The sequence below is a fragment of the Paraburkholderia suaedae genome, from assembly GCF_040812055.1.
GTDB lineage: Bacteria > Pseudomonadota > Gammaproteobacteria > Burkholderiales > Burkholderiaceae > Paraburkholderia.
In genome coordinates this window covers 348,921-362,920 of sequence record NZ_JBFOAH010000002.1, presented here as the reverse complement: position 1 = coordinate 362,920, position 14,000 = coordinate 348,921, and the positions used below count along the sequence as shown (strand labels likewise).

Below are 14,000 nucleotides of genomic sequence, written 5' to 3'. Positions count from 1 at the left end.
GATCGGGCGATGGGTAATGGCCTGTGACGATCCGGCCGGGTTCGTTCAATCCATATTAGCTTGACCTTTCGATCACGAAAAATGAATAATTCGGATATCGATCATCGCCCGGAGAGAATCATGGATCTGGCCGCCCTGACTATTTTCCGCGCGGTCGTGCGGGAAAACGGCGTGACGCGCGCTGCTGCCAAGCTCAATCGCGTGCAGTCCAACGTCACCACGCGCATCAAGCAGCTGGAAGAGCAACTTGGCACCGACCTGTTCATCCGCGAGGGCCGGCGCCTGGTGCTGACGCCGGCGGGCGAAACGTTGCTGCCTTACGCGGAGCGCCTGCTGGCACTCGCCGACGAAGCGCGTCACGCGGTGCGCGAGGATCGCCCTAGCGGGCGGCTGCGCCTGGGCACGATGGAGAGCGTCGCCGCGACGCGCCTGCCCGCGCTGCTCGCGCAATATCACCAGCAGTGGCCCGCGGTTGCGCTCGAACTCGAAACCGGTACGACCGGCAAGCTGATCGAGCGGGTGCGCGAATTCGAAGTGGATGCGGCTTTGGTGGCGACGCCGCTCGACCCGTCCACGCTCAGCGACCTGTTCGAGACAGTGCCGGTATTCAAGGAAGAACTGGTGATGCTCACGCCGCGCGGACATCGGCCGATTCGCGAGGTGCGCGACGTCTCGCTATCGACGCTCATCGCGTTCGAGCGGGGCTGCACGTACCGGGCTTATATCGAGAAGTGGTATCTGGAACACGGCGTGAGGCCGGCGCGCGTGCTGGAGCTTGGCTCCTACCACGCGATCGTCGCATGCGTGGCGGCGGGCGCGGGTGTGGCGGTCGCCCCCCGCTCAGTGCTGGATCTGCAAACCGACGCCAGCAATATCGCGGTTCATGAACTGCCCGACATTGGCATGATCGAAACGCTGCTCGTGTGGCGACGCGGGCATTTTTCGTCGGCGCTCAATGCGCTGCGGCGCACGCTCGTGACGGCTAGCGAGGAAGAAAATGCCGCAGCGGCAGCGGATGAAAGCGTGGGAACCGAGGACGTGAAGTCAGCGTGAAGGCAGGCGATGGCCTGATCGTCGCCCGCGACACTGGAAAATCACGGAGGCTGAACCCCACAGCATCGCAAGTCAACGCCGCGCCAGCTGCCTGCGAACCAGCGAACGGCGCCGCGCCGCAACCCGCAAGCACCACTTCGCAAAAAACTTGGGCCACGCGACACGCCGAAACTACCGGCGCCCCGAGTAGCCCTCTGAAATCCGAATCAAAGCTGGCCTTCGACCCAGGCCTTGACGCCAGACAGTGCGGCGGGCAGGTTCGCCGGCTCCGTGCCGCCAGCCTGCGCCATGTCCGGCCGGCCGCCCCCCTTGCCGCCGACCTGCTGCGCGACGAAGTTGACGAGCTCGCCAGCCTTGACCTTCTTGCTGGCGTCAGCCGTCACGCCAGCGATCAGGCTCACCTTGCCGCCTTCGACCGAAGCCAGCACGATCGCCGCGTTCTTGAGCTTGTCCTTGAGCTTGTCGACCGTCTCGCGCAGCGTCTTGACGTCCGCGCCGTCCAGCGTGGCCGCCAGCACATGCACGCCGGCCACCTCGATCGCCTGATTGGCCAGCTCGTCGCCCTGGCTCGAAGCCAGCTTCGACTTCAACGCGCCCAGTTCTTTCTCCAGCGACTTCACCTGGTCCTGCATCTGGCTGATTCGCTGGGTCAGTTCTGACGGCTGCGCCTTCAACACCGCGGCGGCCGCATGGATGCGCGCGTCGAGATCCTGCACGAAGCGCACGGCGTTGTCGCCCGTAATCGCTTCCACGCGACGAATGCCCGCCGCGACGCCGCCTTCCATCACGATCTTGAAGAAGCCGATGTCGCCGGTGCGATGCACGTGCGTACCGCCGCACAATTCACGCGAGAAACCGAGGTCGAGCACGCGCACTTCGTCGCCGTACTTTTCGCCGAACAGCGCCATCGCGCCGCCCTTCACCGCTTCGTCGAACGGCATGACGCGCACGATGCCCGGCGCGTTCGCCAACACTTCTGCATTGACGATCTCTTCGACACGGCGGATTTGCTCGTCGGTCATCGGCGCGTTGTGCGCGAAGTCGAAACGGGTCTTGTCCGCGTCGACTAGCGAGCCCTTCTGCTGCACGTGCGAGCCGAGCACCTCGCGCAGCGCCTTGTGCATCAGGTGCGTGGCCGAGTGGTTGCGGGCCGTGCGGGCGCGGCGCACCGCGTCGATTTCCGCCTTGACGACGTCGCCCACCTTGAGCGTGCCTTGTTCGAGCGTGCCGTGATGGCCGACCACGTCAGCCTGTACTTTCAGCGTGTCGGTGACCGCAAAGCGCACGCTCGCGTTGGCCAGCACGCCCTGGTCGCCCACCTGGCCGCCCGACTCCGCGTAAAACGGCGTGTGATCGAGCACGACGACCGCCTGCTGGCCGTGCGACACCTGCTGCACCGATGCGCCGTCCACGTAGAGCGCCACGATCTTCGCGTCGTCGAAGACGATTTCTTCATAACCGTGGAACGTGGTCTTCGCGCCCGAGTATTCGAGGCCCTGCGCCATCTTGAACTTGCCCGCCGCGCGCGCCTGTTCGCGCTGACGTGCCATCGCTTCGTCGAAGGCGGATTCGTCGACCGTCACTTCGCGCTCACGGCACACGTCCGCAGTGAGGTCCAGCGGGAAGCCGTACGTGTCGTGCAGCTTGAATGCGAGTTCGCCGTCGAGCGTCTTGCCGCCCTTCGCTTCGAGTTCAGCCAGCGCGCCTTCGAGGATCGACATTCCGTGCTCGATGGTTTCGAAAAAGCGCTCTTCTTCCTGACGCAGCACGTCGGTGACGCGTTGCTCCGCTTCCTTCAGCTCGGGGTACGCGCCACCCATCTGCGCGACCAGGTCCGCCACCATCCGATGGAAGAACGCGCCCTTCTTGCCCAGCTTGTAGCCGTGGCGGATCGCCCGGCGCACGATCCGGCGCAGCACATAGCCGCGGCCCTCGTTGCCGGGAATCACACCGTCGACGATCAGGAACGAGCACGCGCGGATGTGATCGGCGATGACCTTCAGCGAGTTGTTGGTCAGGTCGCTCACCCCGGTTTCGCGCGCGGCGGCCTTGATGAGCGCCTGGAACAGGTCGATCTCGTAGTTGCTGTGCACGTGCTGCAGCACCGCGGCGATGCGCTCGAGGCCCATGCCCGTGTCCACGCACTGCTTGGGCAGCGGCGTCATGTTGCCCTGAGCGTCGCGGTTGAACTGCATGAACACGAGATTCCAGATCTCGATGTAGCGGTCGCCGTCTTCCTGGGCAGACCCCGGCGGGCCGCCCCACACGTCCGGGCCATGGTCGTAGAAGATTTCCGAGCATGGGCCGCACGGACCGGTGTCGGCCATTTGCCAGAAGTTGTCCGACGCGTAGCGCGCGCCCTTGTTGTCGCCGATGCGGATGATGCGCTCGACCGGCACGCCCACTTCCTTAGCCCAGATGTCGTGCGCTTCGTCGTCTTCCTGATAGACGGTGACCCACAGCTTGTCTTTCGGCAACTGGTACACGCCGGTCAGCAATTCCCACGCGTAGTGGATCGCGTCGCGCTTGAAATAGTCGCCGAACGAGAAGTTGCCGAGCATTTCGAAGAACGTGTGGTGACGCGCGGTGTAGCCGACGTTTTCCAGATCGTTGTGCTTGCCGCCTGCGCGCACGCTGCGCTGGGCGGTCGTGGCACGCGAATATGGACGCGATTCCGCGCCGAGGAACACGTCTTTGAACTGCACCATTCCAGAATTGGTGAAGAGCAGGGTCGGGTCGTTGCCGGGCACAAGGCTCGACGAGCGAACGATCGTATGGCCCTTCGATTCGAAGAACTTGAGGAATTTTTCGCGGATTTCGGCGGCTTTCATGGCGTGCGGGGGGCGGGTTTGCCAGTTCGCTGGCTGTTACCGGCGGCATCGTGCGATGCGCCAACTTGTTTGCTTCTTAAACGACTGATTATACGGGATCGGCGCGGCTGCGCGGCGGCCCGCCCGGTACGCTGGCCGTTCGGCCAGGTTTGAGCGGGTTCGCGCCTGGATCACACGTGATGGCGCGACTCGCGGATCCGTCCTATGCCGTTTCGCCGAGTGCGCAGGCCTGCGCGAATCGCTTAAGATTGCCCGATCCGCGGCGCCTTGCGCGCCGCCTGGCTACACAGGAGACATTGGTCAACATGGGCGCTCTCAGTCATATCCGCGTGCTGGATCTCACCCGCGTGCTCGCCGGCCCCTGGTGCGCGCAAACGCTCGCCGATTTCGGTGCCGACGTCATCAAGATCGAACGCCCCGAGGTCGGCGACGACACCCGTCACTGGGGCCCTCCGTACCTCAAGACGCCGCAGGGCATCGACACGCACGAGGCCGCGTACTACCTCGCGGCAAACCGCAACAAGCGTTCGGTCACGCTCGACATTGCCTCGCCCGAAGGCCAGCGGATCGTCCGCGAACTGGCCGCGCAGAGCGACGTCGTGTTGGAGAATTACAAGGTGGGCCAGTTACAGAAGTACGGCCTCGACTACGCGTCGCTCAAACAAGTGAAGCCCGATCTGATCTACTGCTCGGTGACGGGCTTCGGGCAGACCGGGCCGTATGCGCAGCGCGCCGGCTACGACTTCATCGTGCAGGGAATCGGCGGCTTCATGAGCATTACCGGCGAGCGCGACGGCCAGCCGGGCGGCGGTCCGCAAAAGGCCGGCGTCGCGATCGCCGACCTGATGACCGGCATGTATTCGACCGTCGCCGTGCTCACCGCGCTCACGCACCGCGACCGCACGGGCGAAGGTCAATACATCGACATGGCGCTGCTCGACGTGCAGGTGGCGATGCTCGCCAACATGAATTCGAACTATCTCGCGAGCGGCCAGCCGCCGGCGCGATGGGGCAATGCACATCCGAACATCGTGCCGTATCAAACCTTCCAGACGAGCGACGGCTGGATCATCGTCGCGGTCGGCAATGACGGGCAGTTCCGCAAATTCGTCGAAGCGGGCGGCCGGGCGGAGCTCGCCGACGACGAGCGTTTCGCGACCAACCCGGCGCGCGTGCGCAACCGCGACACCCTCGTGCCGATTCTCGCCGACATGGTCCGTCTGCACGACAAGCAGCAATGGATCGGCGCACTTGAAGCGGCAGGCGTACCATGCGGGCCCATCAACGATCTCGCCGAAGTGTTCGAGAACGAGCAGGTGGTGGCGCGCGGGATGCAGGTCGATCTGCCGCATCCGTCGGGTGGTACCGTCAAGCTGGTGCGCAATCCGATCAATATGACGGGTACGCCGCCGCAAGCGCTCGCTCACCCGCCCATGCTTGGCGAGCACACCGAGAGCATCTTGCGCGATGTGCTCGGTTACGACGAAGTCGCGATCGCGGCGTTGCGGGGGAAGTCGGTGATTTGAGGGCGTGGCTCGGGTGGCTGAAAGGGCTTGCTTTGAGTGCCGTCTTCAACCGGGCGAGGTTAGCGAAACGAGCCAGCGCCGGGCTTCGTCCCAGTCGCCAAGGCCGCTGTCGGCGTTGATGTGACCGCGCGCGCCAATGTCCACCCAGCGGCTACCCCATGCATTCGCGCAGGTCTGCGAAAACGGCACGGCGCCGTAGGGATCGTCGCTGCTCGACACGACCATGGTGGGGAACGGCAAACGCGTGAGTGGCACCGGCCCGAAGCCGCTGGCGTCGCCCGGGAAATGCGCGCCCGAAGGATCGGGCACAGCGACCAGCAAGGCCCCGGCAACTTTCTCGAGCTGCGCCGCGCTCGCGTACTGCGACGCCCAGAAAGCCGTGGTCAGGCAGCCCAGGCTATGGGCGGCGATGCGCACCGGCGTATCGGCAGCGGCCACAGCCGCGTCGAGCGCGTGGCACCATGCGTCGCGAGCAGGATGGTCCCAGTCGGGCATCTGCACTCGCGAAAACGTCGGATCGATTTGTTCCCAGCGCGTTTGCCAGTGACCTTCGCCAGAGTTCTGATAGCCCGGCAGCACCAATGTGATTAGTTGTTCTCCGCTCATCCCGTTTTTTTCCGTTCCGGTTTGTTCGTGCTGGTTGTTGTTTGCTGGTTGCCTGCTATTCGCTTGCCAACGGTCGCCTACCGGAGCTCGCTCTTCGCACCCGCCCTTCACGGCATCGCCCCCGCCTGTCAGTTGCAACCCACCCCCGTAGCGAGTGCCCTGGCCGATGACTTTCCCGCCAGCCTGGCCCCCAAGCTCATCGGATCACCCGCGCCACCCCCACCCCGCGCGGGTCCGCCGCGGGCTCGGGCGTCGTACCCTCGACGCGGACCATCTGCACATCGCCGTTGAACGACTGCCCTTCCAGCGTGTAGCCCATCGCCTTCAACTGCTCGGCGAGTTCGCCCGTGATCGGATAAAACGGCTCGAAGTAAATGGTCTTCTGCGGCAGCAACTGATGATGAAAACGCATCGCGGCAAGCGCAGCGGTGGGCGCCATGTCGAAGTCGTACAGGTTGGTCATCACCTGGAAAATCGACGTCAGAATGCGCGAGCCGCCCGGCGTGCCGATGACCAGCGCCGCCTTGTTGTCCTTCAACAGAAGCGTCGGCGTCATCGACGAAAGCGGGCGACGCCCCGGCGCTATCGTATTGACATCCGCCCCGCCAGCACCTTCGCCAGGCTTCGTGACGAAGTCGTCCATCGCGTCGTTGAGCAGGAAGCCGCCGCCGTCCACCACCACGCCCGCGCCGAAATCGCCGTTCAGCGTGTAGGTATTCGACACCGCGTTGCCCCACTTGTCGACCACGGAGAAATGCGTGGTTTGCGCCTTCTCCGGCAGTGCCTCGCCGAGGCCCGGCTTCACTGGGGCCGCGCCCGGCACTTCGTCGGGTTTCACTTCGTCGGCGCGCTGCGCGAGATACGCGTCGTCGATCAGTTTGGCGGTCGGCACTTTGTACGCATCCGGGTCGCCGAGGTAGCGCTGCCGGTCAGCGAACACCCGGTCCTCGATCTGCGCGATCAGGTGGATATATTGCGCGGAATTCAGCTCGATGCCCTCGAAGGCCGGTTTCAGGGCAGCTTTCATTTTCAGCATCTGAACCAGTCCGATGCCGCCCGAGCTCGGCGGCGGCGCGGTGATCACACGGTACCCGTGCCAGTCGGCCGAAAGCGGCTGGCGCCAGACCGCCTTGTATTGCATCAGGTCCTGCTTCGTGACGAGACCGTGGCCGTACATCTGCTGGGCGATCAGGTCGGCGGTGCGGCCTTCGTAGAACTCGCGGCCGCCGTCCCCGGCGATGCGCGACAAGGTCTGCGCGAGTTCGGGCTGGCGGAAGGTCGTGCCCGCGTTGAGGCTAGAGAAGTACGCGTCGAAATTCGTCTTGCCGGTGAAAGCCTTGGCCGCCGCGTCGCGCCGCTGCTGCAGCGACGGATCGATCACGAAGCCGTCGGTCGCATAGTGAATGGCGGGCGCAAGCACCTGCTTCCACTTCAGTTTGCCGAAACGCCGCTGCGCCTCCCACATCCCGTCGACGGTCCCCGGCACACCTACCGCGCGGTGGCCGACGACGCTCATGCCCGGCACCACGTTGCCCTTGTCGTCGAGGTACATGTCGCGGGTCGCCTGTTGCGGCGCGCGCTCGCGGTAGTCGAGGAAGTACGGCTTGCCGTCCACGAACAGCGTCATGAAACCGCCTCCGCCGATATTCCCCGCATCGGGCCGGGTCACGGCCAGCGTGAAAGCGATTGCGACGGCGGCGTCCACCGCGTTGCCGCCAGCCGCGAAGATCTGCTGCGCGGTGTCGGCGCTATAGCGATCCGGCACGGCCACCGCCGATGCGTCGAGCACCGGCTTGGGCGGCGGGGTTTTGGCCAACGCGGGCACCGGCGCGGCAAGCCCGCCGGCTAATGCGCCCAAAGCGGCGCAGACTACCGCGGCGCGCGCGATTCGGAACGAGGACGTGGAAGCGAAAAGCGCGCGAGGCGCGCCGTGCGTCGGGACGAGCATCCGAGAGACTCCGGCAACTAAGGGCGCTATGGTGCACGAACCGCGCGGGTTCGTGCAAGGCGCGCTGGGCGATGTGGGCGGTGCGGCCAGAGTGGCCTAAGCCGGCGGCCGCGACGAGTGCTGGCGCGGCGCGTCGATGCAGCGCTCAGACTTTGCCGGCATGAAACGTCATGCGCCGCACTAACGCCGCGCGCCGCCCTCCAGGGGTACAGCGCAACGCCCCGACCATTCGCGGCACCTGCGCCATGTCCCGTGGACGAAGCCGCGCGGCAGCGCATCCTATGTCGCGGACGTCTGCGCGAACAAAACGTTTTACCTCCTGTTACAGCGCCCGCGCGGTTCCCATCCGCAAGGAAAAGCGCTCAATAGTTGAGTGCGCGCGGCATTGCCTGCCACTGGCGGACTGCTCAGGTAGAATTGTCGGATAAGTGGGCGCACCGCGCGCCCCCGACAGACTTTGACCTCCACGCATGAACACCGAACGCAACGACGCGCCAGCGGCATCCAATTTCATCCGCAACATCATTGACGACGACAACCGCACCGGCAAGTGGGGCCAGCGGGTCGAAACGCGCTTTCCGCCCGAGCCGAACGGCTATCTGCACATCGGGCACGCCAAGAGCATCTGCCTGAACTTCGGCATCGCGCGCAGCTATGGCGGCGTGTGCCATCTACGCTTTGACGATACCAATCCGGAAAAGGAAAGCGTCGAATACGTCGACTCCATCATCGACTCGGTACGCTGGCTCGGCTTCGAATGGACAAAAGGCGGCAAGGAAGAGCTGTATTTCGCGAGCGACTACTACGACAAGCTGTACCAATTCGCGGAACTGCTGATCGAGCGCGGCAAAGCCTACGTGGACAGCCAGTCGGCCGAAGAAATGCGCGCGAATCGCGGTTCGGCCACGCAGGTGGGCACGCCGTCGCGCTTCCGTGAGCGCCCGGTGCACGAGAACCTCGACCTGTTCCGCCGCATGAAGGCCGGCGAGTTCAAGGAAGGCGAGCACGTGCTGCGCGCGAAGATCGACATGGCGTCGCCGAATTTCAACATGCGCGACCCGGTGATTTACCGCATCCGCTTTGCGCATCACTACCGCACCGGCGACGCGTGGTGCGTGTACCCGATGTACGACTACACGCACTGCATCTCGGACGCGCTGGAAAACATCACGCACTCGCTGTGCACGCTCGAGTTCGAAGACCATCGTCCGCTGTACGACTGGATTCTGAACGAGCTGGCCGAAGCGGGCGTTTTCACGCGTCCGCTGCCGCAACAAATCGAGTTCTCGCGCCTGAACCTCACCTACGCGATCACCAGCAAGCGCAAGCTGCTGCAACTGGTGAGCGAAGGACACGTGCAAGGCTGGGACGACCCGCGCATGCCGACCATCGTCGGCTTGCGCCGGCGCGGCTTCACGCCCGAGTCGATCCAGCTGTTTTGCGAACGCATCGGCGTGACCAAGGTCGACTCGTGGATCGACATGAGCGTGTTCGAGGGCGCACTGCGCGACGACCTGGATGACAAGGCGCCGCGCACGGCCGCCGTGCTCGATCCGGTCAAGCTGATCATCGACAATTTTCCCGAAGACCTCACCGAGCCGTGCAGCGCGCCGGTCCATCCGCATCATCCGGAACACGGCCTGCGCGAGTTTCCGATTTCGCGCGAACTGTGGATCGAGCGCGACGACTACAACGAGGCGCCGCCGAAGGGCTATTTCCGCCTGTTTCCCGGCAACAAGGTGCGGCTGCGCTACGGCTACGTGATCGAATGCACGGGCGCGGACAAGGACGAGAACGGTAACGTCGTGGCGGTCCATTGCAACTACTTCCCGGACAGCAAATCGGGCACCGAAGGCGCGAACGCGTACAAGGTCAAGGGCAATATCCATTGGGTCAGCGCGGCCGCCGCCTGCCCCGCGGAAGTGCGCATCTACGACCGCCTGTTCAAGGAGCCGCAGCCCGACGCGGGCGGGCGCGACTTTCTCGAAGCGCTGAATCCGGATTCCAAGCGTGTGGTCAGCGCCTACCTCGAACCGGGCGCGCGCGACGCGCTGCCGGACCAGCGCTACCAGTTCGAGCGCCACGGCTATTTCGTCGCCGATCGCGTCGATTCGCAGCCGGGCAAGCCCGTGTTCAACCGCATCGTCAGCCTGCGCGACAGTTGGGGCAAGCCGGCGTAAGCGGGCGCCGCCGCCGTGCGCGACGCAGTGGAAGTTGGCAAAGTTGAATACGGCGTGTATCTCGCTGATGAGGTGCACGCCGTTTCATTGCATGATGTTCCTTCGATAGTGACGGCGCGCCCGCCTGGAAGCGCCAGTCAGGGAGACCCGATGAAAGTTGAAGCCCGTAGCACGGCGGGTGACAGCGCGATGACCACAGTCGCGGCTCAACGCATCCGCCATGCAACTCGCACGCGTGCTCTTCGCGCCGCGTGCACCGCGCATGCGGCATGCTACACGCGGCGCGCGCGTTGCGCGCTGGTCGCGTTCGCCACGTTCGGCGCGGCGGCGCTCGTCTTCGCGTGCCCGGTCCGCGCGGAGGAGTTGACCGGCACACTGAAGAAGATCCACGACGACAATGTCGTCGTGCTCGGCGTGCGTGAGGCGTCGATCCCGTTCTCGTACTCCGACGGCAAACGCACGGTCGGCTACTCGCAGACCATCGCGCTGCAGATCGTCGATGAAATCCGCAAAAAGCTCGGCATGCCGCAGCTGAAGGTCCACGAAATCACCGTGACGTCGTCGAACCGCACGCCGATGTTGCAGAACAGCCAGATCGATCTGGAGTGCGGCTCGACCACGCATACAGTGGAGCGCGAGAGCGTGGCCGCCTTTTCGAACAGTTTCTTCCGGTACGCGGTGCGCATGATCACGCGCAAAAACAGCGGCATCCGGGACTTTCCGGATCTGGCGGGCAAGCCTGTCGTCACGACCGCCGGCACGTCCGACGAACGCCTGTTGCGCCGCCTGAATACGGACAAGCATCTGAACATGCGCATCACCAGTGCGCGCGACCATCAGGAAGCGTTCACCGCGCTCAAGGAAGATCGGGCCGTGGCTTTTGTGATGGACGAGCCGATCGTCTACGGCTTCCGTGCGACCGACCCGCATGCCGACGAGTTCGTCGTCACCGGTACACCGCTCGGCTCCGAGGTGTACGCGTGCATGTTCCGCAAGGGCGATGAGCCGTTCCGCAATCTGGTGAATGGGGTGATCGCACGCGGGCAGACTTCGGGCGAGGCGGAACGCCTGTACAAGCAGTGGTTCACACAGCCCATTCCGCCGCGCGGCATCGATCTGAATTTTCCGCTATCGGAACAGAACCGCGCGCTGTTCGCCCATCCGAACGACCACGCGCTCGACTGAGCGCGACCGTCAAGTCGAGGACGCGCGCCGGCGAATGAGCGCGTTGCGCTGGCTGCCGTTCATGCGCACCTGCCCGCTTACAAGCGAGCCCGGCACGGCGCGCCGTCGCTACAGCGTCCGATGCAGCTCCGCGAGCGACAGCGTGGTCTGAAACAGCCGCGTCAGACTGCGGCTCGCATAGGTGGGGATCTCGTCGATCGTCGTCCATCGGTATGCGTCCATCTCGGGAATCAGCTTGCCGTCCGAGCGGCGCGGAAACATCGATGTGCAGGTGCATGAACTGAGGTCGAGTTCGTCGGCCGCCGCACGCGCGGCGAACAGATGCAGATCCTTGTCGCGCCGGTAGACGAACAAGCCGAGGTCCTTCAGGCGTTCAGGCTCGATCGCGATGCCGGTCTCCTCGACCATCTCGCGCAGCGCCGTCACATGCGGCGCTTCTCCCTCCTCGCCCTGCCCTTTCGGAATGTCCCAGTGCGACGTCTCGGTGGCGTGCGCGAGCAACACGCGACCGTCCGGGTCAAGCAGCACGATGCCGCACGAAACGACCCGCGGACTCATCGTCGCCCCACCCTGTAGCGACACACCGCATCGAGCCGTGCCGCCGACCAGCCGGCCCGGGCTGTCACGACGGCCTGCGTGGTCGTTACTTTTTCTGCAATTGCCATGCGCCACTGCCTTCTTTGCAGAACTGCGGATGCAGGTTCATCGACTGCCCTTTCGCGTTCAGCACCACGCCGAGGTCGCGGCAGGTACGCCCACCGTCGGTGGCGGTCCGGGCAACCGTGATCGTCGCGTCGATCTTCACGCTGTTGCCGGTGCCTTCGTTATCCCAGGTGATGCTGCTGCCGTCCTTCTGGTCGCCGAGCGCGCTAAGCACCGCCTTCCTGATCGAGTCGACGTCGCGCTGGTGCATGTACGTGATGGGCGTGTCGTTCAGAAAACCGAGATTGGCCGCTTGCGCGCCGATCGCGCCGCCCAGCAGCACGCCGGCGCCGGTGAGGTGAAGCAGTGCTCGGATTCGCATCGACATGAAGGCTTCTCCACGAAAACGTTGTGGGCGATATGCAGCGCAGGCGTGCAAGGATTGATCTGGACCTCAAAAGCATAGCATGCCGCCTATGAAGTGCCGCTTTCCTAGCGACGTTGCCGCGTGGCGATCTTCCGTTTTAAGACTTGTCCTGTATCGGCACACAGAGCGTCTTTTTAAGATCGTTTTTCTCGTCTTGCAGCGCTCAAGCGTCGGTCAGCTCGCCATGAACCTGTTTCTCGCACTGCAGATCATGATCCTTGCGCTCGCGCTGGTCTGCGTGGCACTCATGCCGGGTGCAGCCTGGCGCGATCACGGTCTGGCGACGCGTATCGTGGAGATAGACGGGTTGTCGGTCGCGCGCTGGCCCGATCTGCTGATGCGCATCGGAATTGTCGGCCTCCTGGCGTCGTTCGGGCTGCTGCTCGCCGTCTGCTACACGATCCTGGGCAGTATCCACCCTTGAGCGCGCGCGACCCGATGCGATCGCTCGCGGCCAGCGCGGCCCGCTCCTCGCGCTTGCGTTGAAGGCTTGCGTTCGATCGGCGCGTACGCGAGTGTTCACCATGCCAATCACCGCTCCACGCTTCGGGCCTGGCAGCTGATACCCGCGCCTGAGCGTATTGCGAAACGGCACTGCGTTGTTTTGATTTCGCTTTCGTCGAGCGCCTGTCGGTCGCCCGGTTCGCGCTCGAAGTTCCTCAGCTGCCCTCGCCTGTTCCCACCTCGCAAGAGCGGCGCACGCATTTTCACCACCGGCGTATGCTTCGACCCAAGGCGCGACGATGACCGTCGATGCCGCCCTGCGATCCGCCACAGCCTGTGGCAGGACGGCCGACTGATTCAGGAGTTCGACAGATGACCGACAGACCCATCAAAATGCCCGGCCCCGATCATCCCATCACGGTCGAACCCGCCAGAGCCCACGTGGTGGTGACCGTCGCCGGCCGCGTGGTCGCCGATTCGAACAAAGCTCTGGTGCTGCGCGAGGCGTCCTATCCACCGGTGTACTACGTCCCGCGCGACGATGTCGAGATGGCACTGCTCGCGCGCACGGATCACGCGACCTACTGTCCGTACAAGGGCGACTGTGCTTATTACAGCGTGCCGATCGGCGGCGAGCGGACGGTGAACGCGGTGTGGACCTACGAGTCGCCGTACGCGTCGGTCAAGGAGATCGCACAGCATCTGGCGTTTTATGCCGACCGCGTCGATTCGATCGACGTGCGGACATCGGCGCAAACGCGGGCTTCGGCCTAGGGCTCCCGGCAGCAAATGATCGACAACGTGCCGGACGCGCGCGCAGACGGTTCGTCGCCGCGCGGCGTGCGTACATGAACCGGATGTGAAGTGAAGTACGGCAGGAGGGACTCGAACCCCCCACCCTCGGCTTAGAAGGCCGATGCTCTATCCAGCTGAGCTACTGCCGTAATGAAGTGAGGCGATGCAATATCAGTACAACTCGCATCGCCCGCGATGAGAATCCGCGTACCGCGAAATGGGCACCTGTGCTCGCGCAAGCAACGGGTCCGTGTCTATCGAAATTCTAACTGACCGGGCCGTGGACCGGAAATGCCGATGCGCCGCTGGCGTCAGCCAAGGCCCGCAAATCGGGCACAGGCCTCGCGCGATCACTCAACACGA

General features: G+C 64.5%; 11 protein-coding genes and 1 tRNA gene. 6 read left to right on the top strand and 6 right to left on the bottom strand.

The features are described from left to right. Positions 1 to 120 precede the first annotated feature (120 nt). Positions 121 to 1,053 (top strand): LysR family transcriptional regulator, encoded by a 933-nt coding sequence (locus ABQJ48_RS05080; protein WP_367836409.1) that lies wholly within the window; start codon positions 121 to 123, stop codon positions 1,051 to 1,053. A 206-nt stretch (positions 1,054 to 1,259) separates the two neighbouring features. Here ABQJ48_RS05080 and alaS read toward each other — a convergent pair whose 3' ends face one another. Continuing rightward, positions 1,260 to 3,884: an alanine--tRNA ligase gene (gene alaS, locus ABQJ48_RS05075; RefSeq protein ID WP_367836408.1), complete on the bottom strand. Its 2,625-nt coding sequence runs from the start codon at positions 3,882 to 3,884 to the stop codon at positions 1,260 to 1,262. A 305-nt stretch (positions 3,885 to 4,189) separates the two neighbouring features. On the opposite strand from alaS, the gene ABQJ48_RS05070 reads away from it, so the two are divergent. Next, positions 4,190 to 5,410 carry a CaiB/BaiF CoA transferase family protein gene (locus ABQJ48_RS05070; protein WP_367836406.1) on the top strand — a complete coding sequence of 407 codons (1,221 nt, stop codon included), beginning with the start codon at positions 4,190 to 4,192 and terminating at the stop codon, positions 5,408 to 5,410. A gap of 45 nt (positions 5,411 to 5,455) precedes the next feature. On the opposite strand, the gene ABQJ48_RS05065 is transcribed toward ABQJ48_RS05070, so the two are convergent. Together ABQJ48_RS05065 and ggt are read right to left on the bottom strand one after the other, a co-directional pair. Beyond that, complete coding sequence (locus tag ABQJ48_RS05065; RefSeq protein ID WP_367836405.1) at positions 5,456 to 6,016, bottom strand: RBBP9/YdeN family alpha/beta hydrolase; 561 nt, start codon at positions 6,014 to 6,016, stop codon at positions 5,456 to 5,458. A gap of 196 nt (positions 6,017 to 6,212) precedes the next feature. After that, positions 6,213 to 7,964, bottom strand: a complete 1,752-nt coding sequence (ggt, locus tag ABQJ48_RS05060) for a gamma-glutamyltransferase (protein ID WP_367836404.1) — start codon at positions 7,962 to 7,964, stop codon at positions 6,213 to 6,215. Positions 7,965 to 8,434: 470 nt separating this feature from the next. On the opposite strand from ggt, the gene ABQJ48_RS05055 reads away from it, so the two are divergent. After that, a complete protein-coding gene (locus ABQJ48_RS05055; protein WP_367836402.1) occupies positions 8,435 to 10,144 on the top strand; it encodes a glutamine--tRNA ligase/YqeY domain fusion protein in 1,710 nt (569 codons plus the stop codon). A 150-nt stretch (positions 10,145 to 10,294) separates the two neighbouring features. Next, on the top strand, positions 10,295 to 11,329 hold the full coding sequence (locus ABQJ48_RS05050; protein ID WP_367836401.1) for a transporter substrate-binding domain-containing protein: 1,035 nt from the start codon (positions 10,295 to 10,297) through the stop codon (positions 11,327 to 11,329). 108 nt (positions 11,330 to 11,437) lie between these two features. On the opposite strand, the gene ABQJ48_RS05045 is transcribed toward ABQJ48_RS05050, so the two are convergent. Together ABQJ48_RS05045 and ABQJ48_RS05040 are read right to left on the bottom strand one after the other, a co-directional pair. Beyond that, positions 11,438 to 11,887 carry an NUDIX domain-containing protein gene (locus ABQJ48_RS05045; RefSeq protein WP_367836399.1) on the bottom strand — a complete coding sequence of 150 codons (450 nt, stop codon included), beginning with the start codon at positions 11,885 to 11,887 and terminating at the stop codon, positions 11,438 to 11,440. 85 nt (positions 11,888 to 11,972) lie between these two features. Further along, the gene (locus ABQJ48_RS05040) at positions 11,973 to 12,359 is read right to left on the bottom strand and encodes an RT0821/Lpp0805 family surface protein (RefSeq protein WP_367836398.1); all 387 of its coding nucleotides are present in this window, start codon (positions 12,357 to 12,359) and stop codon (positions 11,973 to 11,975) included. 223 nt (positions 12,360 to 12,582) lie between these two features. Between ABQJ48_RS05040 and ABQJ48_RS05035 the strand changes: the two genes are divergently transcribed. After that, the gene (locus tag ABQJ48_RS05035) at positions 12,583 to 12,822 is read left to right on the top strand and encodes a hypothetical protein (protein ID WP_367836397.1); all 240 of its coding nucleotides are present in this window, start codon (positions 12,583 to 12,585) and stop codon (positions 12,820 to 12,822) included. Between the two features lie 392 nt (positions 12,823 to 13,214). Further along, the gene (locus ABQJ48_RS05030; protein ID WP_367836395.1) at positions 13,215 to 13,616 is read left to right on the top strand and encodes a DUF427 domain-containing protein; all 402 of its coding nucleotides are present in this window, start codon (positions 13,215 to 13,217) and stop codon (positions 13,614 to 13,616) included. 96 nt (positions 13,617 to 13,712) lie between these two features. On the opposite strand, the gene ABQJ48_RS05025 is transcribed toward ABQJ48_RS05030, so the two are convergent. After that, a tRNA-Arg gene (locus tag ABQJ48_RS05025) sits at positions 13,713 to 13,786 on the bottom strand. Between the last annotated feature and the right edge of the window lie 214 nt (positions 13,787 to 14,000).

Excerpts from the sequence above, each read along its gene's own strand:
- ABQJ48_RS05080 (WP_367836409.1), top strand. The coding sequence starts at position 121 with ATGGATCTGGCCGCCCTGACTATTTTCCGCGCGGTCGTGCGGGAAAAC.
- alaS (WP_367836408.1), bottom strand. The coding sequence starts at position 3,884 with ATGAAAGCCGCCGAAATCCGCGAAAAATTCCTCAAGTTCTTCGAATCG.
- ABQJ48_RS05070 (WP_367836406.1), top strand. The coding sequence starts at position 4,190 with ATGGGCGCTCTCAGTCATATCCGCGTGCTGGATCTCACCCGCGTGCTC.
- ABQJ48_RS05065 (WP_367836405.1), bottom strand. The coding sequence starts at position 6,016 with ATGAGCGGAGAACAACTAATCACATTGGTGCTGCCGGGCTATCAGAAC.
- ggt (WP_367836404.1), bottom strand. The coding sequence starts at position 7,964 with ATGCTCGTCCCGACGCACGGCGCGCCTCGCGCGCTTTTCGCTTCCACG.
- ABQJ48_RS05055 (WP_367836402.1), top strand. The coding sequence starts at position 8,435 with ATGAACACCGAACGCAACGACGCGCCAGCGGCATCCAATTTCATCCGC.
- ABQJ48_RS05050 (WP_367836401.1), top strand. The coding sequence starts at position 10,295 with ATGAAAGTTGAAGCCCGTAGCACGGCGGGTGACAGCGCGATGACCACA.
- ABQJ48_RS05045 (WP_367836399.1), bottom strand. The coding sequence starts at position 11,887 with ATGAGTCCGCGGGTCGTTTCGTGCGGCATCGTGCTGCTTGACCCGGAC.
- ABQJ48_RS05040 (WP_367836398.1), bottom strand. The coding sequence starts at position 12,359 with ATGTCGATGCGAATCCGAGCACTGCTTCACCTCACCGGCGCCGGCGTG.
- ABQJ48_RS05035 (WP_367836397.1), top strand. The coding sequence starts at position 12,583 with ATGAACCTGTTTCTCGCACTGCAGATCATGATCCTTGCGCTCGCGCTG.
- ABQJ48_RS05030 (WP_367836395.1), top strand. The coding sequence starts at position 13,215 with ATGACCGACAGACCCATCAAAATGCCCGGCCCCGATCATCCCATCACG.